We start from the raw sequence: 24,332 nt of genomic DNA on the forward strand, positions 1-24,332 counted from the left end.
ACTTGAAGCGAAGACCATGACGTTTATAAAAAGTATGACAAGAGCAGCCTGGCTGCCTAAAGGGAGATTAACATGTCTGTTCCGAAGGAACGCATTGATGTATTACTTGTAGAACAAGGCTTTTTTGAAAGCCGTGAAAAAGCTAAAGCTGCGATTATGGCTGGTCTAGTGCTGGCGGACAGCGAACGGATAGAGAAAGCGGGTATGAAGGTACCACGCGCCAGCGAGCTTAAAGTTAAGGGTTCGGTGCATCCGTATGTAAGCCGTGGAGGATTAAAGCTAGAGAAGGCCATTCGTCAATTTGAGCTGGATATGAAGGGCAGGACAATGCTGGATATTGGTTCGTCCACTGGAGGTTTTACGGATTGTGCACTTCAGCATGGAGCGGAATACGTATACGCCATTGATGTGGGTTATAATCAGCTGGATTGGTCGCTTCGTAATGATGAACGAGTATGCGTAATGGAAAAAACGAATTTCAGATATATGACACCTGCGGATTTGAATGGTTCTGTCCCGAATTTCGCAAGTATTGACGTTTCGTTTATTTCATTACGTATTATTTTGCCCCCGTTGCTTGCCTTATTGCATCAACCTGCTGATATTGTAGCTCTAATCAAGCCGCAATTCGAAGCTGGACGCGAAAAGGTCGGAAAATCCGGTGTGGTCCGTGATCCTGCTACGCATAAAGAAGTGTTGCAGACCATTCTGATGTTTGCGCATGAGCTTGGACTTACGCTGCAAGGTTTGGCTTATTCGCCTATTACAGGTGGAGAAGGCAATATTGAATTTTTAGCGCATTGGCGTTTGGATGGGCTTCCTGCTGCAGAATCGCAGCTGGAGAAGATGGATTTCAGACCACTAATTGAACGTACTGTTCAGGAAGCAGGGCAGACTTTTAATAATGGTCCATCGCGTAAGTAACATTCAGGGGTTCTCCATGAGTTCTGTGAACTTAAGGGAACCTCTTTTTGGTGTGAGGGATTGATTATAGAACTCACGTTCGCCTATAATGAGATGTACAAAGGAAAAGGAATTTTACATCTTGTCCTAGAATATGTCCATGAGGTGATCGGTCCATGGACACAAGATATGATACGATTATCATCGCTGTAATCGGGGTGATATTAGGGATATGGGCTTTATATAGCCTGCGTGCCTGGTTGAAGGAGCCAGGGCCGCTTGTGCTAAAGACAATACCGATTAACGAGGATTTGGATGAAGGGCCTGCTATAGATATACTCGAAGAAGCAGGTTATGAAGTAGTGGGTGGGAAAATGAAAATACCGCTTGCTTTTAAAGTGAATGGACATACCGTGTATAGCCGTTTGTTTCTAGACTACGTGGCTGTACGAAACGGTTCGACATATATGGTCAAAACGTCACGCCGCAAGAAACCAATGGAGTGGAGTGGTCCTGATTTACGGGACAGGCTCATGCCGTATTTGTTGCTCTATCCGGGTTGCGCGGGTGTATTGTACGTTGATACGGACGAGCGAAGTATTCGCCTTATTACATTAGTGGAAGACCTCGAAGAAGAGGAATATGAAGGTTAATCCATAGGAGGATTATATGAAGGGTCAACGACATATTAAAATTAGGGAAATTATTTCACAACATGAGATTGAGACGCAGGATGATCTGGTTGAAGCATTGCGTAAGGCTGGTTTTCAGGTCACACAGGCGACCGTATCGCGTGATATCAAGGAGCTGCTGCTGATCAAGGTTCCAATGGACGATGGCAGATATAAATATTCAATGCCTTCAGATCAGCGCTACAATCCGGCCCAGAAACTGAAACGTACGTTGGTCGATAACTTTTTGCATATTGACTACACAACCAATCTGATTGTGATGAAGTGTCTGCCGGGAACAGCCAACTCGATTGCTGCTTTATTGGACAATATTGAATGGTCCGAGATTATGGGTACGATTAGCGGAGATGACACCATTTTGATTATTTGCCGATCGGAAGAAAACAGCGAAGCTATCGTGAATCGTCTTATGGGCTACATTTCCTAATTATAATGGCTACGCATATTAGGCGTTTTAATTTGTACATCATAGAGGTGAAAGAACGATGCTGGTCACTTTGTCTATACGGAATTTGGCGGTCGTAGAGGCCGTCGATGTTCATTTTTATAAAGGGTTTCATGTCTTGAGCGGGGAAACAGGTGCTGGTAAATCCATTATTATCGATGCGCTTGGCCTGATTGCAGGCGGTAGGGGCTCTGCTGATCTAGTGCGTTACGGTTGTGATAAAGCAGAGATGGAAGCCTTGTTTGAGCTGCCGGTAAAACATCCAGTTTGGAAAACACTTGAGGAACAAGGGATTAAGGCCAATGCGGAGGAGCATTTGCTGATTCGTCGCGAACTTACGGTTCAGGGGAAAAGCTCTTCTCGAATTAACGGTCAGATGGTTAATTTAACGATGCTGCGTGAGGTAGGTGAGCAGCTCGTCAATATCCACGGGCAACATGAGCATCAAAGCCTGCTACGTGCAGATCGCCATCTGGCGCTGCTGGATACGTTCGGTGATTCGGTGATCGGTCCAGTCAAAACGCTTTACCGTGAGCGTTACAATGCTTTTGTCAAAGCGGAAAAAGAAGTAAGAGAACTGCAAAGCTCCAGTCAAAAGGCTTATCAGCTTTTGGATATGTACCGATTTCAATTAGAAGAGATCGCTGCGGCGGAGTTGAAATTGGGAGAAGATGAATTATTGGCAGAGGAACGGGTCAAGCTATCCCATAGTGAGAAAATGATGGATGGGATATCAGGAGCATACGAACTGCTAAGCGGCAGAGGTGGGCTGGATACGATCAATAACGTATTGTCTAGATTGAACGATGTCCAAAGCTATGACAGCAAAAGCCTTCAGCCCATTGCGGAGCAGATTCAGTCTGCTTTTTACCAGTTAGAGGACGCAGCATTCCAATTACGTTCTTATCGTGAGGATATTGAATTTAATCCAGGCAAGCTGCATGAAGTGGAGCAACGTTTGAATCAAATTACCGGATTACAGCGAAAATATGGTGATAGTATAGAGCAGATTTTGGAATACTATAGCCGTATTGAGCAGGAAACCGATCTGCTGGAAAATAAAGATGAGCGGCTGGAGCAGCTCATTGCAAAACGGGATGAGTTGCTTTCCGATTTGCTGGAGATTTCAGAAGAGCTTACAGAAGCACGTGAAATTTGTGCTGAAGAGCTTGCAGAGCAAGTGGAGCAGGAGTTAAAAGACCTGCAGATGGAAAGAACGTCACTCAAGGTGCGCATTGATCCAATTGAAGATCCACGCGGATATGAGTATAAAGGTCTGAAGGTAAGGCCTACCAAGCAAGGAATTGATAATGCGGAATTTCTTATTTCACCCAATCCAGGTGAGCCACTACGTCCACTTGGTAAGATCGCTTCAGGCGGTGAGCTATCACGTATCATGTTGGCGATGAAAAGTATTTTTGCGCGTCATGATCAAATTCCAGTACTCATTTTTGACGAGGTGGATACCGGGGTGAGTGGTCGTGCAGCTCAATCCATTGCCGAGAAGCTATATCGTTTATCTTCCGTTTGTCAGGTGTTTTCCATTACTCATTTGCCACAGGTGGCATGTATGGCAGATCATCAGTACCTTATTGAGAAAAATGTTCATGATGGACGGACCATGACTCAAATTGAGGGACTTACGGAGGACGGGCGTGTCAAGGAATTGGCACGGATGCTGGGCGGCGTGGAAATTACCGAAAAAACATTGCATCACGCACAGGAAATGCTGAATTTGGCGGAAGGAAAGAAAGCCTGAAAAGAGCGGCTGGCGTAATGTTTAACAGTTATAAAAGCCTGGGGGCAAGGTTACCTTATAGGTACGCAATTGGCGACCACCTTTACTCGTCAAGCGAAAGAAGCAAAGGGAGCGTGACAGCCATTGAATTTTTACTCCAGGATCAAATTGCTCGGTCTTTTGCTTGTTTTTCTTATGTGTTCTATCGGTAACGCTCAGTATGTGCAAGCAGCGCTGCCTCCACAAGCTTCTTTGGATTTGTTCGGCTCTAAAAGCATGAGGACAACCCAAGAAAGTGTAGTTCCCGATTTAAAAGTATACCCGGGGGGGCAGACGATTGGGGTCAAAGTAAAATCTTCAGGAGTGCTTGTCGTCGGTCACCATATCATTCAGGAAAGTAATGATCGTAAGGTGTCACCTGGTGAAACAGCAGGGATTCGCCTAGGGGATCGAATTACACACATGAACGGCAAGCCACTCAATAGCCTGGCAAGGGTTGCTGAGGCAGTAGACGAAGCAGGTAAGAACAAAAAACCGCTCGACATCACGCTTTGTCGAGGGGAGCAGACCATTTCCACCAAGTTAACACCAGCATATGATCAAGATGATAAAGCGTGGCGGCTTGGGTTGTATATTAGAGACTCGGCTGCAGGTGTAGGTACATTAACGTTTTACGCACCGGACCAGGGTGTATACGGGGCCTTGGGCCACGTAATTACCGATATGAATACCCAAACCCCTATTGTCGTGGGGAGCGGAGAGATTGTGCAGTCCAATGTGACGTCAATTGCGAAAAGCCAAAGTGGGGAACCAGGAGAAAAACGCGCTCATTTTCTCAAAGATCATCGGGTATTAGGAAATATTGAACGAAATACGAATTTCGGAATTTTTGGGAAAATGTCAGATGAGCCGCAATATGGATTGTATTCGACTCCTATTCCGGTGGCTCTTGCGAATGAAGTAAAAGAAGGACCTGCAGAAATTTTGACTGTACTGGAAGGTCAACAAATTCAGCGGTTTCAGGCGGAAATTGTACACATTTCTCAGCAGGACAAACCGGCAACCAAAGGACTTGTGATACGCATTGTAGATCCAAAACTGCTGGATAAAACCGGGGGAATCGTGCAAGGAATGAGCGGTAGTCCGATCATCCAAAATGGTAAGCTTATCGGGGCTGTGACACATGTATTTGTGAATGATCCTAAATCAGGTTACGGTTGTTTTATCGAATGGATGCTGCGCGATGCTGGAATCATGCAGAATAACGTAAGCTTGAAATCATCTTCTAATCTTAAGGCGAGCTAGTGGCCTTAAGATTTTTTTGTCGAAAAGCAGGGGAATAACTCATAATTGCAAGATAAAGAATCAATTATAATAGAAACTCTAAAAAAAATAAATAAAAATAATTTTCGACAGAAGGAATTCATAATTCGATGTCGAAATCATATACTCCGACAAGAAATATTTATATACTGTAAACAGATATCACAATGGAATATCACTCAATGAGGAGGAAGTACATTGCAAAAAATTGAGGTATTGTTGGCTGATGACAACCGGGAATTTACGAATTTGCTTGCTGAATATATTTCCGATCAGGAGGATATGGAAGTTACAGGAATCGCCTATAACGGCGAAGAAGTGCTCCAACGCATCGCAGAATCCCGCAACATACCTGATGTACTTATTTTAGATATTATTATGCCTCACCTGGATGGTCTCGGTGTGTTGGAGCGTTTGAGAGAAATGAACCTGACTCCACAGCCGAAAATCATTATGCTGACTGCATTCGGTCAAGAAAATATTACACAAAGGGCCGTACAGCTCGGGGCATCTTATTATATTTTGAAGCCGTTTGACATGGAAGTGCTGGCTAACCGTGTTCGCCAATTGGTGGGACCGCAGTTAGTTAGCAGCAGTCCGGTGACCATTTCATCCATGCGGTCCAACGTAGTACCTATGGGTAAGACGAAAAACCTGGATGCCAGTATCACAGCCATCATACATGAAATTGGTGTACCAGCTCACATCAATGGCTATCAATATTTACGTGAAGCCATTACGATGGTGTACAATAATATCGAAATTTTGGGAGCCATCACCAAAACATTATATCCGGCAATCGCCGAAAAGTTCAAAACAACGGCATCTCGCGTAGAACGCGCCATTCGTCATGCTATCGAGGTAGCATGGACCCGAGGAAATATCGACAGCATTTCACATCTGTTTGGTTACACCATTAATATCAGCAAGTCCAAACCAACTAATTCAGAGTTCATAGCGATGGTGGCAGATAAGCTGCGGATTGAAAATAAGGTGTCCTGAAAGAGTCAGAATGATTGATGAAGCAAGGGATTTTTGTTTATCAATGATAATTGCAGGGATGGCTTCTAATCTCCAAAACAGCCGCCCAGATTACCGATAAACTTCTGAATAGTAGAAAACTAATACCGCCTTTTTATTGGTTCTTCCAAGAACCAGTAAAGGAGCGGTATTTTTTATGAACGATTTTCAATTTCAACTGGACAATTTAAAGTTTTCTTCAATTATCGTCATTTCATTGCTATCAGTCGTCGTTCTACCAAGGGAGAGAGTTGGAATTGTTATTGAACTATTGCTTGATCGACAAGCTCTATAAGAAATATAATTAAAACAATCTTTCAAATGAGGTGAATCGGATGTCATTCCGTATTGTTCGAGGTATTTAGTTTCCGGGCTGGAAAAAACGCGTACCAGCCGTCAAGGGAGAAGTCTATCCTTTTGGCTACAAAAACTAAAATTCTGAATGATATCGGTCTGCTAACTCGTAGTTTTTATCCTTAATTGGAAGGTGGAAGAAAAATGAATTCAATAGAATATAAAGAGTTTTATGATAAGGTTGGAAAAATCAACGGATGGGATTTCAGCAATGTGAAATGTATCTCCAAAGGAGTAAAATGGGACTTCTACAATGAAGTGGCGAAGACATGCAAGAAGTCGGATATATTGCTTGATATCGGTACTGGCGGTGGGGAAGCAATTTTATCAATAGCAGATTCTGCATTACTTCTAGTTGGGATTGACCATTCCACCGGAATGATTGAAACAGCAACCAAGAATTCTGCTGAATCAGACATAGCAAATGTTCGTTTTCTCCAGATGGATGCTGAAAATCTAAATTTTCCTGAGAACTTCTTTAATGTAATCTCTTCTCGACATTCATGTTTTTATGCAAAAGAAATAGCAAAGGTGTTAGTAAAGGGTGGCATGTTCCTGACACAGCAAGTAAGCGAAAACGACAAATTAAATATTAAAGAAGCGTTTGGAAGAGGACAGGCATGGGGTGCTAAGAAAGACTCGTTAAAAGCTAAATATATTACCGAATTAAGTGATGCGGGCTTTAACGATATACAGTCATTTGAATTCAATGCAAACGAATATTATCAGACTCCTGCTGACTTAATATTCCTCTTGAAACACACTCCGATTATTTCTAACTTCGGAGAAAAAGAAATTGATTTTCAAATACTCCAACAATTTATTATAGACAATCAAACCGAAATAGGAATAAGGACAAATTCAGAACGATTTATGGTGATTGCTAGGAAGTAAAACATAAAGGGATACCCGTTTCTGGGTATCCTTTTTTTAAAACTTATAAGTTTGATGGAATAAGTGAATAAAGATTTTCAGCATCTCCCTCCCTATATGACGGTACAATTGTTGGGGATTATAAAACATAATGCTCTCCACGAGGTTATAAAATAAACCTGAATCAGTTGCACCAACCATCACGAAGGGAAATTTTCCTTTTGTAAACAGTTCTGAAATTCTCTTTAATTTTGATATAAACAAAGTGTCGTTTCTTGTCGATATAGTATCTAATATAAAGAGAACTGAGGAGCGTATATATGAAATTTAACATTCGAACAAAATTGATATTGGGTTTTTTAGCGGTAATAATCCTTTTGATCGTGATTAGTACAGTATCTATCTCAAAAATGAAAAACCTAGGTGACACTTCGATGGCAATTGATAGCCATTGGATGCCAAGTGTGACCATACTGGGAACACTAAATGGTGATGTATCTGATGTAGAGCGGATTTCATTAAACATTATTGTAGAACGTGACCCAGAGGAAATGGAGAAGGTTCAGGCCGAATATGATAAGGTTTTAAAAAAGGTTGAGGACGGCCGCAAAACATACGAAAAATTAATTGCTACCCCTAAAGAACGCGAAATGTACGAAGAATTCTCTAAAAATTATACGGAGTATTTGGCTAAGTTGCCTGAAGTGATCGAAGCAGGTAAAGCCAATGATTATGCTCAATCAAGCATCCTTCATCAAGAGACCTATAAGTTGTGGTATAGTTCAAACGATATGATCAGTCAGCTCATTAAATTGAATGCAGATGGATCTAAACAGACTACGAAAGAAGCAGTTGACAATTTTATTTCAGGGAGACAATTGGTCATCGTTTTGAGTATAGTAGCCGTTATATTAGCATTGATCATGGCAATCATCATAGCCCAAATTATTTCTAAACCTATCTTGCGGATCAGTCGTGCTGCTGAAAGTATTGCATCGGGTGATCTTACAAGTGAAGCTATCATTGTGAAGGGCAAGGACGAGATCAGTACGTTGGCACATTCCTTCAATGTCATGGTTGAGAACCTTCGTCAACTGATTCAATCTGTGAGTAAGACGACTGAGTTGGTAACCACTTCCTCAGAAGAATTGACGGCCAGCGCAGAGCAAAATAGCCAAGCTTCTGCACAAATAACCGAAACGGTGCAAGAAGTAGCTACTGGAACAGGAGACCAGGTAGATATGGTGACGAAATCGTCCCAAGCTATTGAGGAAATGTCTATCGGTGTTGAGCAAATCGCCATCCGCGCGCAAAATGTATTCGCATCTGCGCAAGATGCGGCCCATAAATCGGCTGAAGGTAACCAGATGATTCAACAGGCAGTTACGCAGATGAATGCCGTGAATGATTCGATGAATGGATTGGCAGATCTCATGGCTGGATTGGGAGAGCGCTCAGACGAAATTGGCAAGATCATTGATGTTATCACCAATATTTCTAGTCAGACCAACCTTCTTGCCTTGAACGCTGCGATTGAAGCGGCCCGTGCAGGAGAACATGGTCGCGGATTTGCTGTAGTTGCAGGCGAAGTTCGCAAGTTGGCTGAACAATCGGCTCATTCAGCTCAACAAATTACGGAGCTAGTGGGATTGATTCAAAAGGATACTACCCATGCTATTGAGGCGGTAGCGTCTAACGGGAAGGATGTCATGACAGGTCGTGAAGTTGTACAAAATGCAGGCGCATCCTTTGAACTAATTCAGGAAACCGTAAATAAAGTGGCCAGTGAAATTGAAGAGGTTTCTGCCGGATCAGAACAAATGTCTGCAAGTACAGATGAGATTGTTGGTTTTGTCAGACAAATTTCAGCGATTGCTGAGGAAGCCGCAGCAGGGACACAACACGTATCTGCCGCAACTCAGGAACAGCTGGCGTCCATGGAGGAAATTGCTTCATCTGCAAGAAACCTGTCTACGATGGCAGAGGATCTGCAAGGGCAAATTGGTAAATTCAAAGTATAATTCGTATACTGCTTTTTATGTTTCAGAGGAACTAGCTGCTCTATTGTGAGCGGCTTTTTTCTTTTTTTATTAATATATTGTGATTAAAGGGTGGAGATATGAGGAATCTGTAATTGGAAAGATATGATATAATGGTGGGAAATTCTTTGGGTTGGAGTGACATCATGGACTATAAGACTGAACTTAAAGCAAGTGACCTACGTCAGTTAGCGATAGAAAAAATCATAGCTACACCATTTTTGAATGATTTTAAATATCTGAAAAGCAGAAAAGTTTTGAAAAAAGAAACCAAGGAATTTATATTTGGAATTTGTTTTGGTGCGACGAAATATGGTGCATTAAAAGTTTATATTATCGTGGAATCCAAAAGAATAAAAAAGAAGTATAGTACTGGGGCTTGTTTTCACAGTGAGCTGATTGCTCTCACCAAGAAATATACGGGAAACAGGGATTACCTTGTGTCCACAGAAGCAGAAAGAGAACGGGTGATCCAAGAGATTATTGAAGATATCTACACTTTCGCGTTGCCCTTTTTCAAGCGATTTGAACATGTAGAAACACTAGCAGAACAAGTACATAAGTCAGGCTTTTTACCGCATCGCAAACGCTTTGATAAGTTTAATCCTTTGACGAAAAGATTCATTGATTTTTATTATCAAGGGGAGTAATGTAGCCATCTGGGACATTTTTGTTCTCACCATTGGGCAGTAGGTAAGCATTTTGATAAGGAGAACGAATTCAATGGGGGGGATATTATCGTTTTTCAAAAGGATGATGTACAATTTGTAAAACGGGGCAATGTACTCCTTAGGAAAAGATGATTTACCTAATATGCTCAATTTCTTGCTTAGAGGCGAGTCGGATATTGCACTGGAGGGTACGTTTTTTATATGGGTAGACAATCGGATGAACAGCACAGAGGCTGTATAACGGGTATAATTTCAATGAATAAAGCTATAGGCTAAGTCATCGCATTGAACGGGCTAGTGGTATTAACCCAATTGATTCTAAAGCAAAGGCGGGGATGAGAGCATGTGGAATAGTCTGACTTGGGTGTTCTTCGGCGTGTTGTTGGTGGCGTTGGGTTGGATTGTTAAAGCAAGGCGTAGTCGCAGCAGCAACAAACAAGTGCATGAACAGCGGGGCAGTAATGTCGTTGAATTTCGTCCTCGTAAGTCCGCTCGACAATCCCGCACAGGAAATGAATCTAAGTCTAAAGTGTCTTCCGGTTCACGCGCGAATGAAAAAGCAGCAGGTATTCAGGCGCAAACTGGGTTTGGACTGTCTGACTCTATCCAGGGCACAGGCAAGCAAAAATGCTCCTTTTGTAAAAAAGAAGACAAATTAACCTTCTATGCGGATGACAATGGATCGCTGTATGGGGTATGCAAAGAGTGTAAGCATAAGGCGGAAAGACAGGATATGTTGCCACTTTAGTCTATACAGACGATTGAGGACCATCATTAAAAAATTCTTATAATTAATAAAAACTCCCAACCGATGCAGTAAATTGGTTAGGAGTTTTTTTGTTTGTGCTTTACATTGTTATCTAATTTGCCTGTCAATCAATTCCTCAAGCGCATCTGCTATGTGATCTGGTCCATAGGATAGCTCTTCCCGGCTTAAGCTCAACCAGGCATGACGCTCATCCATATCAAAGGCAGTCTCCAGCCAACCAGATAACCCTCTGCCCCTGCGGTCTACTTCTACAAGCACATGCACACCCTCGGGTTCCAACTGCATAATCAGCTCCAGCTCCTCGATATCACGTGCATACTCTGATCCGGGCGTAAATTCAAATTCCTGTACGTACGGAACACCGCGTCCCAGCTTAGGGTGACGTTCGCAGGTGGAGGAACGGAATCGGAAGCCCAACAGGTGAACCGCCTCAAAGACTGTATTCATATAGGGATGTGGCTCGATTTTGAGTGAATCACGATCGGTTGGGTCCAAAGCCATGCCAATATCTAATGCTGTTTCCAGCCAGACGGGCTGTTTGGCATGAGTAACAGGAGTTTCCAACGGCAATCTGAAGGAAAAAGGAATTTCAAGCTCCTGTCCTTGCTGTAGATGAAAGCCATCTGATACCTTGATCCGTGCAATGCAGCAGGTGGTGGTAGTTTTTTTATCATCGTGCTCCACGATATATTCAGTCTTGAGCTCAATGTCAATTTTGCCGATTTCCTGATCAATTTTGCCGCCTTTGATGCGCATGATGCCACTAAGTTCTTCCCCAGGCACATATACGGCTTGATCTACCAGTGTATCGACTTTAGCTGAACCGATTCCTGCGCTTGCTAAGATTTTGTTGAAAAAACTCATTATTCCGTCCCCCCAGATAACCTCATGGTCATGATATACAAACGAAAACTAAAAACTTGTACAGCTTAACCGGATATACGGGGCAATGGTTCGAATCGTTCCAAAAAAATGCAAGAAAAAAGTAACTGGTACTCACGTAGGCATATTGCAGCTTGTCGATCTATCTGTCTACTAATCGCAGTTCACTTTATGAGGAGGTATAAAGCAATTTCGACAGCGAGGCTCATAAGCCTCAGAGTCACCGATCATCACAATAGGTCCTACAGTGGAAGGTTTACCATTTACCATACGTTGCGTAAATACTGCTTCCGAGCTACCGCATACAGCGCAAAAGGAAGTCAGCTTCTCGATGTCATCCGCCATGGCGAGCAGACCACCGACATAGCCGAACTCCTTGCCCCGATAATCCAGATTCAGCCCATCGGCAATTACATGCTTGCCGCAATAAGCTAACTCTTGTACGAGCGACATAATATGACGACTGAAAAACTGGACTTCGTCAAAGGCAACCACGTCGGCATCTTTTGTTTCTTGTAAAATACGCTGAACGAGCTCATCTGTGAGTTTTCTGGGGATAGAGATAGCGGGCAGCCGATATCCGATCCGGCTTACTATTTCGTCCTCGGCATAGCGGTTATCTTCAGCGGGTTTGTAAGCGACCACTTTACGATGCCCGTATTGGATTAGTTTTTGACAGCGGCGAATCAATTCGCCGGATTTTTCACTGAACATGGGGCCTGTAATAATCGTAATTCGTCCTGTAGGCAAAGCGAATTCCCCTCTCTGTAACATGTACATAACACTGTAAAACTTCTTCTCCGAAAGAAAACGCCATTATAGATTACCATAACCAGCCGCATACAGACTAGAGAAAATATATTGTTTTTCGACATGTTTTTGTATGTCTATTCCTAAAACGTAAATGTGGTCGTCATTGCTCTGCCGCCTCTGGCATGATATGGTGAAGCGTAGTGGAATGAAGGGAAGAGTGAAAGGCATGGACGAAAAAAATACGGATTATAGTGCCAAAAAAGGAGCATTACTGGAGCAAGGGCTGATCAGCCCGCAAGCTCTAGAACTCATCACTGAGCTGGAGACAGAGCTGAACTTTCTGCGCAAGCAAAATGAATCATTTCGCAAGGCGCTGCGAGCCAAATCAGCACAAAGTCCAAGGATGTCTACTAAATTACGAGATGCGCTGTATGAATGATATGGAAAGATATCTGGATTAAAGGGTTATCTTTTTTGTAGCCTATGCCTAAATGCTATATTTTGTACAGTGAAATAAAGAGAGTACAATAAGCTATATATAATCAATTGTTAATGGAGGAGAAACATGACTATACATTGTGATGTCGCTATTTTGGGTGGAGGAACCGGGGGGTATGTAGCAGCCATTCGTGCCGCCCAGCTAGGCAAGGAAGTGGTTATCATCGAAAAGGACAAGCTTGGCGGAACCTGTCTGCACCGTGGTTGCATTCCGAGTAAAGCCTTGCTGCGCAGTGCGGAAGTATATGCGACGATTAAGGAAAGTGCACAATACGGTATTGAGACATCGGGAGCACAGCTTGTATTTCCTAAGGTTCAGGAGCGTAAGGAAGCCGTTGTGGAGCAACTGCATCAAGGCGTTCAATTTTTGATGCGTAAAAATAAAATTACGGTGCTGAGCGGTAAGGGACGCGTGATTGGGCCGTCTATATTTTCTCCAAAAAGCGGGGCAGTTGCTGTGGAACTAGAAAATGGTGAGATGGAAACGATTGTTCCTACACATCTCATTATCGCAACGGGATCACGCCCGCGTGTGCTGTCCGGACTGGAGCCAGATGGCGAATTTATCCTGAGCAGTGACGAAGCGCTAACTATGGAGGAGCTACCAGCATCCCTGATTATCGTGGGCGGTGGTGTTATTGGCGTAGAGTGGGCTTCCATGCTAAATGATTTTGGCGTGGAGGTTACGGTGGTAGAAGCCGCGAATCGACTTATTCCCACGGAAGACGAAGACGTTTCGCGTGAAATGCAGCGCTTGTTAACCAAGCGTGGTGTCAAGGTGCTGACGGGTTCACAAGTGCTGGCTAAAACATACGGCAAAGATGAGGAAGGCGTACAGATTGACGTGCAAAAAGGGGAAGAAACCGAAACCCTCAGCGCTTCCAAATTGCTCATTTCTGTAGGGCGTCAGGCAAATGTGGAAAATATCGGGCTGGAAAATACGGATATCCGCGTAGAGCGTGGCTTTATCTCGGTTAATGAGCATTTGCAGACGAATGAACCGCATATTTACGCCATTGGAGATTGCATCGGCGGCTTACAACTGGCGCATGCGGCGAGCCATGAAGGTTTGCAGGCGGTTCATCATATGGCGGGCGAAGAGTTTCACAGTGTACCTAACCATCTGATTCCGCGGTGTATTTATACACGTCCTGAAGCCGCGAGCGTCGGCTTAACGGAGCAAGAAGCCCGTGAGCGTGGACATCAGGTGAAGACAGGGAAGTTCCCTTTTCAAGCTATCGGAAAATCGCTAGTATACGGCAGTCGGGACGGCTTCGTCAAAGTAGTGGCCGACGAGAAGACCAATGATATTCTCGGTGTACATATGATCGGTACGCATGTGACGGATCTGATCAGCGAGGCCGCTCTTGCGCAACTGCTGGATGCTACGCCATGGGAAGTCGGACAACTTATTCATCCGCATCCGACGTTGTCGGAGATTTTGGGAGAAGCGATGTTGGCCGTTGATGGACAGGCGATTGGCATATAAACGTTTCAAATAAATCGGTGCTTTTCTTTTTGGGGAGAAAAGGATTATAATGGGGTTAGCCAGAGTTTAGTACCAGGTTTTAAGACAAGATGGTACTAGGTACTGGAAGTAGGATGTTTGACACTTAAGGAGGTGCCTCAATGAGTTCTAAAGGCGCTGTAGACGCTGGCTTCAGACATGAACAGCTGGGACTTACTCACGGACAAGTTATTGATATGTACAGATATATGTTGCTCGCAAGAAGATTTGACGAGCGCAACATGCTCCTGCAACGGGCAGGGAAAATTAATTTCCACGTTTCTGGCATTGGACAGGAGGCGGCACAAGTAGGTGCAGCTTTCGGCCTTGACCGGGAAAAGGACTATTTTCTTCCCTATTATCGGGATTATGGATTCGTGCTTGCGGTAGGAATGACGCCGCGCGAACTAATGCTGTCGGCATTTGCCAAGGCAGATGATCCCAATAGCGGCGGTCGCCAGATGCCAGGACATTTTGGTAGTAAACGGCTGCGTATTGTGACAGGCTCCAGCCCAGTAACGACACAGGTTCCGCATGCAGTAGGTGTAGCTTTGGCTGCCAAAATGCAGAAAAAGGATTTTGTTTCGTTTGTTACGTTTGGGGAAGGCTCCAGCAATCAGGGAGATTTTCACGAAGGCTGTAACTTTGCTGGTGTACAGAAGCTGCCAGTCATCATTATGTGCGAGAACAATCAATATGCGATATCGGTTCCGATTCATAAACAGTTGGCAGGCAAGGTAAGCGACCGTGCTTTGGGATATGGTTTTCCAGGGATTCGAGTCGATGGTAATGATGCGTTGGCGGTATATGCGGCGGTGAAGGAAGCACGGGAACGTGCTGTCCGCGGTGAAGGTCCTACACTAATCGAAGCCATGATGTACCGTCTGTCTCCTCACTCCACCTCGGATAATGATCTGGCTTACCGGACCAAGGAGGAAGTGGATGAGAACTGGGCCAAGGATGGCGTAGCCCGTATGAAAAACTACTTGATTGAATGCGGCATTTGGGATGAGGCCAAGGATGCGGATCTGTCGGCTGAGCTGCTGCTCGAAGTCAAGGAAGCGATTGAATATGCAGATAAAGCGCCTTTTCCAAAGCCCGAAGATACGCTGCTGCATGTGTATGCAGATAGCGATGGGGAGGGCCGGTAACGATGGCGATTATGGAATATATTGATGCGATTCGTCTTGCCATGAAAGAAGAGATGGAGCAGGATGAAACGGTTTTTGTATTAGGTGAGGATGTCGGGGTGAAGGGCGGCGTCTTTACAACGACAAAGGGGCTTATGGACCAATTCGGTGAGCAACGTGTCATGGATACACCATTAGCTGAGTCGGCTATTGCCGGGGTTGCGATTGGTGCAGCCATGTACGGAATGAAGCCGATTGCCGAAATGCAATATTCGGACTTCATGCTTCCGGCGACGAATCAGATTATTAGTGAAGCAGCTAAAATCCGTTACCGCTCTAACAACGATTGGAACTGTCCTGTGGTAATCCGCGCGCCAATCGGTGGTGGTATCTTTGGTGGTTTGTATCACTCTCAGTGTCCAGAATCTATCTTTTTTGGTACGCCGGGTTTGAAAATTGTTGCTCCATTTACACCTTATGACGCAAAAGGATTGTTGAAAGCAGCCATTCGTGACCCTGATCCAGTGCTGTTTTTTGAAAATAAAAAATCCTACAAGCTGATCAAGGGTGAAGTGCCTGAGGATGATTATATCGTTCCGATTGGCAAGGCTAATCTATTACGTGAGGGTGACGATATTACAGTCATCGGATATAGCCAGCCTTTGCATTTTGTCATGCAGGCTGCTGAGGAATTGGAGAAGGAAGAGGGCATTACCGCACATGTTGTGGATTTGCGCACACTCCAACCGCTGGACCGCGAAGCCATTATTGAGGCTGCACGACATACAGGTAAGGTATTAATCGTGCATGAGGACAACAAAACGGGCGGCATCGGTGCCGAGGTATCGGCAATTATTAATGAGGAGTGTCTGTTTGAGCTGGATGCGCCGATTGAGCGTCTATGTGCTCCTGATGTACCAGCCATGCCGATCAGTCCACCGATGGAGAAGTTTTATATGTTAAACAAGGATAAAGTTAAGGAAGCCATGCGCCGTCTTGCAATGTATTAATAAAAGGCAGATTGGACGAAAGCATTCCAAAAGTATAGCGGGGGCAGCGGTAAAACGCTCCCTCCTATGATGTTAAGGAGTTGAAAAAATGTCAGACCAAACACAATGGAACGACGTGACCATGCCACAATTGGCAGAATCGCTCGTATCGGCGACAATTGCCAAATGGCTCAAACAACCTGGTGAAACGGTAGAGCAATTCGAGCCGATTTGCGAGGTTATTACAGATAAAGTGAATGCAGAAATCCCATCCACATTGGACGGCATTATGGGTGATCTGTTGGCAGAGGAAGGTCAGACAGTAGCGGTAGGCGAGTTAATTTGCCGTATCCAGACGAAGTCGGCTGCACCTGCGGCGGCATCAGGAGCGACACCTGCTGCACCAGCATCTCAAAGTACCGTACAAACACAATCTCAGCAGAGTGCTGGATCGGACCAGTCCATGAGAGGACGTTTTTCCCCAGCGGTGCAAACCCTGGCTGCTGAGCATAATGTCGACTTAAGCCAAGTACCAGGCACGGGCATGGGGGGAAGAATTACCCGCAAAGACGTGCTGAATTATGTGCAGCAGGGCGGCTCTGCTCCCACTGGAGTATCTGGACAGCCGACTGCGACAACATCAGGACAAGGCTCTCCTTTTGCAGGAAGACAGCAGTCTGCCACTCAGCACAGCACACCGATTCAAAATATGGACCCTGCTATTCCGGTTCGTAACAGTGGGATTCATTTGACGGAGGCTCCAAAGGCTCCTGTGATCGAAGTTGAGGGTGGCAACAATAACAGATCCGAGTATTTTATTGATGTTACACCCATTCGCAGTGCAATTGCTCGCAATATGCGACAAAGCGTTTCCGAAATTCCACATGCATGGACGACGATTGAGGTGGATGTGACCAACCTGGTAATGCTCCGCAACAAGATCAAAAACGAGTTCAAGCAAAAAGAAGGCATCAATATTACGTATCTGGCTTTCCTCATGAAAGCAGTCGTGAATGCAATCAAAGAATATCCGATCATGAATTCGGTGTGGGCTGTGGACAAAATTATCGTCAAAAGAGATATCAATATTTCGCTAGCCGTGGGTACAGAGGACTCCGTTCTTACTCCTGTTATTAAAAAAGCGGACCAGAAAAATATTGCTGGATTAGCTCGTGAAATTGACGATTTGGCACGTAAAACCCGGGAAGGCACGCTCAAACTGGACGACATGCAAGGCGGAACGTTCACTGTAAACAACACAGGCTCCTTTGGTTCGATTTTATCTTATCCGGTAATTAACTATCCGCAGGCTGCAATTCTTACCTTTGAATCCATTGTCAAAAGACCAGTGGTTATTGATGATATGATTGCGGTTCGCTCGATGGCTAATCTGTGCTTGTCGCTGGATCATCGCATTTTGGACGGAGTGATTTGCGGACGATTCCTGCAACGGGTTAAAGAAAATCTAGAAGGCTACACTTTGGATACGAAGCTGTACTAATCATCCGAACAGTGGGGGAAATGTACGGAGAGGAAGTGACAGGCCGTGAACAGACGACCGCTTGATGTAACCTATACGAATAGGATGGAATATGCCCATGCATGGGATGTCCAGAAGGAGATTGTGGGAAAGCTGGATGCGGGAGAGGCAAGAGAAACGCTTATGCTTCTCCAGCATCCACCGACCTACACGATTGGTTCTCAGCGGCATCCTGAACATTTGCTCCTCACACCAGAGCAACTGAAGGAGCAGGGAATCAGCGTCTTTCAGATTGACCGTGGGGGAGACATTACATATCATGGGCCGGGGCAGCTTGTCGGATATCCTCTACTTATGCTCGGCAACCGGGAGGCGCTGAATCTGCACGGATACCTTCGAAGTCTGGAAGAAGTGATCATCCAGTTGTTGGCATCTTATGGGGTTGAGGGAAGCCGTAAGCCTGAATATACGGGGGTATGGATCGGGAATCTAAAAATTGCGGCCATTGGCGTCAAATTCAACAAGTGTAAGCACCGTCGGGGCTTCGTAACCAGCCATGGCTTTGCCTTTAACATCAAATCAGGGATACAGCAAGAGGGCTTTGAGGGCATTGTCCCGTGCGGAATTCAGGAATACGGTGTGACATCATTGGAGGACTGCATACAGAAGCCTATGTCGGTGGAGCAGATTGCGAAGGAAATTGTACCGTTCTTTGAACAGCAATTTTCATTTGCTGCGCAATGGCAAACGCATTCTTTCCAATAAAGGTAAGGCGGGCTATTGTGTATGTACACGAAAGCCCGCCTGTTTGCTTTACGTAACAGCTCGTCCACTCAAGGCTTCAATAGTGCCTTAGAGCAGCCGGATACCTTGAGCGGTATAGTTATTATAGTGGCATAATAAACGGCTCAATTACCATGAACAGCGTAGAACCAATCATAGCTGCGAGCATAATGTAGACGAAAAAACGAACCCATTTTTTGTTCGACATGTGTAACTCCTTTAGGATAGGTTTAAGTCATAGATAAGAACATCTATCCGTATTGTAGCGTAATCGGGAAAGAGAGGAAAGTTTAATGACAGTAAAAGTAGTAAAAGACCGAATTGTACAGGAATTTATGGAACTCGTACAGGTGGATAGTGAAACGAAAAATGAGCAGGAAATATCACGTGTTCTAAAAGAAAAGTTTAATGCACTCGGGCTGGAAGTAATGGAAGACGATTCTCGTGAAAGAACCGGACATGGTTCAGGCAATCTGATCGTCACCTGGAAAGCGGAAGGTGTGGAGCAAGCACCCAAATTATTTTTTACCTGCCATATGGATACCGTTACTCCGGGTAAAGGCATTAAGCCACAGTTGGGTGAGGATGGCTGGATTCGTAGTGACGGTTCAACGATTCTGGGTTCTGACGACAAGGCGGGAATTGCTGCTTTGTTCGAGGCGATTCGTGTCGTGCGCGAGCAGAATATTCCCCATGGTCAAATCCAGTTCGTGATTACGGCTGGCGAGGAATCTGGTTTGATGGGTGCACGGGCGATGAAGCCAGAAGTGCTAGATTCTGATTTCGGATATGCTTTGGATTCGAATGGTGAAGTTGGCTCTATTTGTATAGCTGCCCCAACGCAGGCACGTATTGAAATGAAGATAACTGGGAAGTCCGCTCATGCGGGGGTAAATCCCGAAGATGGCATTAGTGCCATTCAGGTCGCTTCTAAAGCCATTTCTAAAATGAAACTAGGACGGATTGATAAGGAAACGACCGCTAACATCGGCAGTTTCGAGGGCGGCGGCGCGACGAATGTGGTATGCGATTTTGTATTGATCCGTGCAGAGGCACGTAGTATTGTGCAGGAAAAGGTTAATCATCAAATCCAGCATATGCGTGAAGCGCTGGAAACCACCACACGCGAATTTGGTGCACAGGGAGAGTTCCGCAGTGAAGTCATCTATCCGGCATTCAGCTTTACGGAGCATGACGAAGTTGTACAGGTTGCACAGCGTGCAATTCAAGGACTGGGACTGGCAACGCCGACCTTCCATTCCGGTGGTGGCTCAGATGCTAATGTATTCAACGGGCTTGGAATTCCAACGGTGAATTTGGCTGTGGGCTACCAGAACATCCATACAACAGAGGAAAAGATTAAGGCCGATGACCTCGTGAAGGTTGCTGAAGTTGTCATAGCTCTGATTCAAGAAACCACAAAATAAACTTGTATCATACACTTGCAACATACTGAAAAAAGGTTCAGGTTAAAGACAGGAACAGCGTTCCTTCGTCTTTAGATCTGAACCTTTTTTGGAACGGCTAGCGAAGCGATAGTGGCGGTAGGTCCGTGTTCCTTTTGCCACTGACGCAAAAGTGCTTGAATCTGCCAGGCTTTACCAACGATATGGAGGGTGCTTTCAGTATGGTAGCTTTTCATTTCTGCATCTCCTCATGACAGGAAGTTTGTTATTCTACCACCAGCATATGTACAAAGTGGACAAGTTAGACTAACTTTGGTGATAATTAATAAAGAAAGATAGATATGAAGGAGGAAACTTACCGATGAACGAGCAAACGAACGGACAATTAAACAAACCAACAAACGATGCACATCGCAAGCCTTATTCCAATCCTGCGCTGGAGGAAAAGACCGTGTCTACACAGCCTATCTTTGAGGGGAAGGTCATTACATTACAGGTAGACACGGTAGAGCTTCCCGACGGCTCCACTGGAAAGCGTGAGATCGTAAAGCATCCAGGGGCGGTGGCTGTTTTGGCTCTACATGAAGGGAAAATGCTGGTCGTGGACCAGTACAGACAGGCGATGGGGCGCTGTGAGGTAGAAATTCCTGCAGGTAAGCTAGAGCGGGGTGAAGACCCGATGGAAGCAGCGGGGCGTGAGCTGAGAGAAGAGACAGGTTATACTGCCAAGTCGTTGAAGCTGCTGCACTCCTTTTATACCTCTCCTGGCTTTGCGGATGAAATCATCCATCTGTATGTGGCCGAAGAACTGGAGTTAGGTGAGATGGAACCGGATGAGGATGAATTTCTGGAGCTGTTTGAGGTGACGCTGGAAGAAGCACAGACGCTCATTCGTGAAGGACGGATTAGTGATGCCAAAACGATTCTGGCCGTCTATGCGTGGCAACACCGCCAACATACAGGGAGCTTCTAATCGGATGGATGAAAATATAGTAGAACTTAACGACTACTTTGCAGACTTGCATATTCATATTGGCAGAACAGAGAAGGGAAATCCGGTCAAAATTAGTGGCAGCCGCGATCTGACCTTTGCTAACATAGCTAAGGAAGCCTCCGGTCGTAAAGGAATTGGGCTGATCGGTATCATTGACTGCCATGCACCTAATGTACAGGAGGATATTCGTACCTATTTACATACGGGTGAAATGAAGGAAATCAGCGGCGGCGGTATCGCTTACCGGGATACGGTTATTCTCCTTGGCACGGAGCTAGAAATACGTGCTGAAGGTCGCCCTGAGGCGCACGTACTGGCCTATTTTCCAGATCTGGCGGCGATGGAGGATTTTACCCAATGGCTGGCCCGGCATATGAAAAATGTTAATCTTAGCTCACAACGAATCTATGCGCCGCCACGCGAGTTGCAGCAGCAAATTTACGGACGTGGAGGCATTATGGTGCCTGCGCACGTGTTTACTCCTCATAAGGGCATATACGGCAGCTCAGCGGCCCGTATGGAGGAACTGCTGGATATGGAGCTCGTTAGCGGGGTGGAGCTGGGGCTGAGCGCAGATTCATCTATGGCCGGTTTGATTTCGGAACTGGATCGCTTCAGCTTTCTCACGAATTCAGATGCCCATTCACTTGGGAAAATCGGACGAGAATACAACAAATTATCACTGGCAAAGCCGTGTTTTGATGAATTCAGAATGGCTTTGGAGCGGCGGGAAGGACGACGGGTGCGTGCCAACTACGGATTAAATCCGAAACTGGGCAAATACCATCGTTCTTACTGTCAAAGCTGCGGTACGATTATTGACGAGCAACAGATGGCGGATGAACGTTGTCCTGACTGTGGTCATACCAAGCTGGTGAGAGGTGTGCTGGATCGAATATGGAGCATTGCTGACCGTGAACAGCCTATGATTCCTTCCCATCGTCCGCCGTACATTTACCAGATTCCCCTGGAGTTTATTCCAGGTCTGGGTAAAGCCAAGCTGAACCAGCTATTGGCTGCATTTGGAACAGAAATGAATATTTTACATGAGGTTACACAGGAGGAGTTAGCAGCAGTCGTCGGAAAAGTGCTGGCAGAGCAAATTGTGCTTTCACGTGAGGGGAGACTGTCGCTTGTATCCGGTGGTGGTGGAACATACGGCAAAATAGCTAAGTCCTAGTAAAGTCTTGTCCCTCTAAAGGCATATCAGCGTCTGCTTGTTCATAACCATAAATTATCTATGCCGCTGGCTTGGCACATCATTCGTGATGCTTGATCTGCAGTGAAAGCTGCCCCATTTCTAGCCATCAGCCGTCGGATTACGGTTGTTTTTTGGACAAACAAGCAGATGAAAGGGGCAGGACGCCGATGCAATGGTTTCGTCATACGTTAAAAGATCAGACGCCGTATTATGTTTTCTTGGCTGTGCTGTTTCTGGTGGGAGTCGTCTTTGGCGCACTTATGGTAAACGCACTCTCGCTGGAGCAGTTACAGGATTTGTCCCGTTACCTGAAGGATTTTTTTGTAACAGTCAATCAAAACGAACAGGGCTTCGCTGATTCGCAGGCGGCTTCGACCTTTTGGGATAGCGTATCTTTACATCTGAAATGGGTCGGCCTAATTTGGGTGTGTGGCCTTTCGGTTATTGGTCTACCGGGCATTCTTGTATTGAATTTCCTCAAGGGTGTGCTAATCGGATTTTCAGTAGGTTATATGGTGGGGCAATATTCGTGGAAAGGACTGCTATTTTCTTTGGTTTCAGTTGCTCCCCATAACCTGCTCGTCATTCCGGTACTGCTCGTCTGCAGCGTGGCTGCGATGACTTTTTCCATCCATATGATCAAAACCAAAATACTCGCTACCCGGCCGTCAGACGGTATGCTGCGTCCGTTGCTGTCTTATGCAGGATTGACTGCTGTGATGATGGTGCTTCTTATCGGTAGCGCGTCCTTTGAAACTTGGATCACCCCGGTTATGATGCAATGGGTCACTCCTATGCTGACAGCTTCCGTATCATCTTGATCCGTTTCAAAATGTTTGACTTTATTTGTATAGACCCCCTATAATAATAGGAGTGAAAAAAGTGCAGTAGGCAGTAGCTTTGCAGGGGGAGGGAGACACATGGAAGCACGGATCGAAAAAATTAAGCAGCAGCTGCAATCCCAGGGCTACAAACTAACGCCTCAGCGGGAAGCCACCGTCAGAGTTTTACTTGAGAACGAAGATGATCATCTGAGTGCGGAAGATGTATTTATGCTCGTCAAAGAGAAAGCTCCCGAAATCGGTCTGGCAACCGTATACCGTACCCTAGAACTGCTAAGTGAACTGCATGTCGTGGAGAAAATTAATTTTGGTGATGGCGTTGCGCGTTATGATTTGCGCGGCGATACAACCAAACATCACCATCACCATTTGATATGTGTGCAGTGTGGCAGTGTAGATGAAATACTGGAAGATTGGCTTGGACCATTGGAGGAGCGTCTGGAACGGGAATATAATTTTACCGTAGTGGATCATCGTTTGGACTTCCACGGTATCTGTTATCGTTGTAAGGCGAAGAACGATACGACGGCTCAGAAATCTTTGGGCAAATCCAGAAAACACAAATCTCAGGACTAAAAGCTGACTACCCAAGCTCTCACCGACGAAGATGCGTTCGGGAGAGCTTTTTTGGTTAGGAATCTGTTGTTCGAGATTAAGTGGTATAAAAAGGAATAGCTTGTCATACCCTTCCATAGAGAGTCCTAATAGGGACTATATTCTGGGGAAAAGGCGGCTGATTCACATGGTACTATCGTTGCGGAGAGGACTAAAATGGCTGCGTTTGGTAATATTGTTCGGGGTGCTGGCATGTATGTTCTTTTATAGCCTCAGGCTGTTTACAGATTGGATAACACCTGTAGATCATTACCGAATACCGGAAGGACATGCAGTTAAGGTATTTGGCGGGCAAAAAGTAAATGAAGGGTCCGAGCATCGAATAGCAGTGTTGGAACGTTTACGTTTCTTTTACTGGTATGGTGAATAGTCTAAGTAATCGGTCTTGATGAGCTTATGATATGAACGCAGCACACGAAGAAGCA

Annotated in this window: 26 protein-coding genes; 22 read left to right on the forward strand and 4 right to left on the reverse strand. The window is 45.2% G+C overall.

The genetic code is table 11. The annotated features are described in order from the left end of the window. The first annotated feature begins 72 nt into the window (after nt 1-72). From MHB54_RS23925 to MHB54_RS23970, 10 genes are all read left to right on the forward strand, one after another. On the forward strand, nt 73-924 hold the full coding sequence (locus MHB54_RS23925) for a TlyA family RNA methyltransferase (protein WP_023989243.1): 852 nt from the start codon (nt 73-75) through the stop codon (nt 922-924). Between the two features lie 155 nt (nt 925-1,079). Then, on the forward strand, nt 1,080-1,556 hold the full coding sequence (locus MHB54_RS23930; RefSeq protein WP_071558535.1) for a hypothetical protein: 477 nt from the start codon (nt 1,080-1,082) through the stop codon (nt 1,554-1,556). 16 nt (nt 1,557-1,572) lie between these two features. Next, nucleotides 1,573-2,022: a transcriptional regulator AhrC/ArgR gene (gene ahrC, locus MHB54_RS23935; RefSeq protein WP_013310809.1), complete on the forward strand. Its 450-nt coding sequence runs from the start codon at nt 1,573-1,575 to the stop codon at nt 2,020-2,022. Nucleotides 2,023-2,080: 58 nt separating this feature from the next. Further along, a complete protein-coding gene (gene recN, locus MHB54_RS23940) occupies nt 2,081-3,799 on the forward strand; it encodes a DNA repair protein RecN (RefSeq protein WP_023989241.1) in 1,719 nt (572 codons plus the stop codon). A 123-nt stretch (nt 3,800-3,922) separates the two neighbouring features. Continuing rightward, on the forward strand, nt 3,923-5,083 hold the full coding sequence (gene spoIVB, locus MHB54_RS23945; protein ID WP_023989240.1) for a SpoIVB peptidase: 1,161 nt from the start codon (nt 3,923-3,925) through the stop codon (nt 5,081-5,083). Between the two features lie 216 nt (nt 5,084-5,299). Then, nucleotides 5,300-6,103, forward strand: a complete 804-nt coding sequence (gene spo0A / locus MHB54_RS23950) for a sporulation transcription factor Spo0A (protein WP_340982042.1) — start codon at nt 5,300-5,302, stop codon at nt 6,101-6,103. 516 nt (nt 6,104-6,619) lie between these two features. Beyond that, nucleotides 6,620-7,369: a class I SAM-dependent methyltransferase gene (locus MHB54_RS23955; RefSeq protein WP_023989237.1), complete on the forward strand. Its 750-nt coding sequence runs from the start codon at nt 6,620-6,622 to the stop codon at nt 7,367-7,369. A gap of 299 nt (nt 7,370-7,668) precedes the next feature. Continuing rightward, a complete protein-coding gene (locus MHB54_RS23960; RefSeq protein WP_023989236.1) occupies nt 7,669-9,369 on the forward strand; it encodes a methyl-accepting chemotaxis protein in 1,701 nt (566 codons plus the stop codon). A gap of 113 nt (nt 9,370-9,482) precedes the next feature. After that, nucleotides 9,483-10,037 carry a hypothetical protein gene (locus MHB54_RS23965; protein WP_235322285.1) on the forward strand — a complete coding sequence of 185 codons (555 nt, stop codon included), beginning with the start codon at nt 9,483-9,485 and terminating at the stop codon, nt 10,035-10,037. Nucleotides 10,038-10,401: 364 nt separating this feature from the next. Next, the gene (locus tag MHB54_RS23970; RefSeq protein WP_023989234.1) at nt 10,402-10,806 is read left to right on the forward strand and encodes a hypothetical protein; all 405 of its coding nucleotides are present in this window, start codon (nt 10,402-10,404) and stop codon (nt 10,804-10,806) included. Between the two features lie 108 nt (nt 10,807-10,914). Here the strand turns inward: MHB54_RS23970 and MHB54_RS23975 are convergent, their stop codons facing one another. Further along, nucleotides 10,915-11,691, reverse strand: coding sequence for a sporulation protein (locus tag MHB54_RS23975; protein ID WP_023989233.1), 777 nt, complete (start codon nt 11,689-11,691; stop codon nt 10,915-10,917). Between the two features lie 171 nt (nt 11,692-11,862). Beyond that, a complete protein-coding gene (locus MHB54_RS23980) occupies nt 11,863-12,459 on the reverse strand; it encodes a thymidine kinase (protein WP_023989232.1) in 597 nt (198 codons plus the stop codon). Nucleotides 12,460-12,667: 208 nt separating this feature from the next. On the opposite strand from MHB54_RS23980, the gene MHB54_RS23985 reads away from it, so the two are divergent. The 6 genes from MHB54_RS23985 to lipB all read left to right on the forward strand — a co-directional run bounded on the left by MHB54_RS23985 (nt 12,668) and on the right by lipB (nt 18,831). Then, nucleotides 12,668-12,901: a hypothetical protein gene (locus tag MHB54_RS23985; protein ID WP_013310799.1), complete on the forward strand. Its 234-nt coding sequence runs from the start codon at nt 12,668-12,670 to the stop codon at nt 12,899-12,901. A 126-nt stretch (nt 12,902-13,027) separates the two neighbouring features. Beyond that, nucleotides 13,028-14,449 carry a dihydrolipoyl dehydrogenase gene (gene lpdA / locus MHB54_RS23990; protein WP_023989230.1) on the forward strand — a complete coding sequence of 474 codons (1,422 nt, stop codon included), beginning with the start codon at nt 13,028-13,030 and terminating at the stop codon, nt 14,447-14,449. 140 nt (nt 14,450-14,589) lie between these two features. Continuing rightward, entirely contained in the window at nt 14,590-15,618 is a 1,029-nt protein-coding gene (locus MHB54_RS23995; protein ID WP_023989229.1) for a thiamine pyrophosphate-dependent dehydrogenase E1 component subunit alpha, read from the forward strand. Between the two features lie 2 nt (nt 15,619-15,620). Next, nucleotides 15,621-16,607 (forward strand): alpha-ketoacid dehydrogenase subunit beta, encoded by a 987-nt coding sequence (locus MHB54_RS24000; RefSeq protein ID WP_013310796.1) that lies wholly within the window; start codon nt 15,621-15,623, stop codon nt 16,605-16,607. A gap of 88 nt (nt 16,608-16,695) precedes the next feature. After that, complete coding sequence (locus MHB54_RS24005) at nt 16,696-18,087, forward strand: dihydrolipoamide acetyltransferase family protein (RefSeq protein WP_023989228.1); 1,392 nt, start codon at nt 16,696-16,698, stop codon at nt 18,085-18,087. Between the two features lie 45 nt (nt 18,088-18,132). Then, nucleotides 18,133-18,831, forward strand: a complete 699-nt coding sequence (lipB, locus tag MHB54_RS24010; protein ID WP_023989227.1) for a lipoyl(octanoyl) transferase LipB — start codon at nt 18,133-18,135, stop codon at nt 18,829-18,831. Nucleotides 18,832-18,952: 121 nt separating this feature from the next. Here the strand turns inward: lipB and prli42 are convergent, their stop codons facing one another. After that, nucleotides 18,953-19,057, reverse strand: coding sequence for a stressosome-associated protein Prli42 (gene prli42, locus MHB54_RS24015; RefSeq protein WP_023989226.1), 105 nt, complete (start codon nt 19,055-19,057; stop codon nt 18,953-18,955). 85 nt (nt 19,058-19,142) lie between these two features. Between prli42 and MHB54_RS24020 the strand changes: the two genes are divergently transcribed. Then, the gene (locus tag MHB54_RS24020; RefSeq protein ID WP_023989225.1) at nt 19,143-20,276 is read left to right on the forward strand and encodes a tripeptidase T; all 1,134 of its coding nucleotides are present in this window, start codon (nt 19,143-19,145) and stop codon (nt 20,274-20,276) included. Nucleotides 20,277-20,347: 71 nt separating this feature from the next. On the opposite strand, the gene mciZ is transcribed toward MHB54_RS24020, so the two are convergent. Further along, the gene (gene mciZ / locus MHB54_RS24025) at nt 20,348-20,491 is read right to left on the reverse strand and encodes a Z-ring formation inhibitor MciZ (RefSeq protein ID WP_023989224.1); all 144 of its coding nucleotides are present in this window, start codon (nt 20,489-20,491) and stop codon (nt 20,348-20,350) included. Between the two features lie 125 nt (nt 20,492-20,616). On the opposite strand from mciZ, the gene MHB54_RS24030 reads away from it, so the two are divergent. The 5 genes from MHB54_RS24030 to MHB54_RS24050 all read left to right on the forward strand — a co-directional run bounded on the left by MHB54_RS24030 (nt 20,617) and on the right by MHB54_RS24050 (nt 24,277). After that, nucleotides 20,617-21,228: an NUDIX domain-containing protein gene (locus tag MHB54_RS24030; RefSeq protein WP_023989223.1), complete on the forward strand. Its 612-nt coding sequence runs from the start codon at nt 20,617-20,619 to the stop codon at nt 21,226-21,228. Between the two features lie 4 nt (nt 21,229-21,232). Continuing rightward, nucleotides 21,233-22,429, forward strand: a complete 1,197-nt coding sequence (locus MHB54_RS24035; protein WP_075154400.1) for an endonuclease Q family protein — start codon at nt 21,233-21,235, stop codon at nt 22,427-22,429. A 188-nt stretch (nt 22,430-22,617) separates the two neighbouring features. After that, entirely contained in the window at nt 22,618-23,271 is a 654-nt protein-coding gene (gene spoIIM, locus MHB54_RS24040) for a stage II sporulation protein M (RefSeq protein WP_023989222.1), read from the forward strand. Between the two features lie 99 nt (nt 23,272-23,370). After that, nucleotides 23,371-23,868, forward strand: a complete 498-nt coding sequence (gene fur / locus MHB54_RS24045) for a ferric iron uptake transcriptional regulator (RefSeq protein WP_023989221.1) — start codon at nt 23,371-23,373, stop codon at nt 23,866-23,868. Nucleotides 23,869-24,034: 166 nt separating this feature from the next. Continuing rightward, nucleotides 24,035-24,277, forward strand: coding sequence for a YqzK family protein (locus MHB54_RS24050; RefSeq protein WP_023989220.1), 243 nt, complete (start codon nt 24,035-24,037; stop codon nt 24,275-24,277). Nucleotides 24,278-24,332 lie beyond the last annotated feature (55 nt).

Origin of the sequence: Paenibacillus sp. FSL M7-0802, assembly GCF_038004945.1 — a bacterium.
Classification (GTDB): domain Bacteria; phylum Bacillota; class Bacilli; order Paenibacillales; family Paenibacillaceae; genus Paenibacillus; species Paenibacillus polymyxa_B.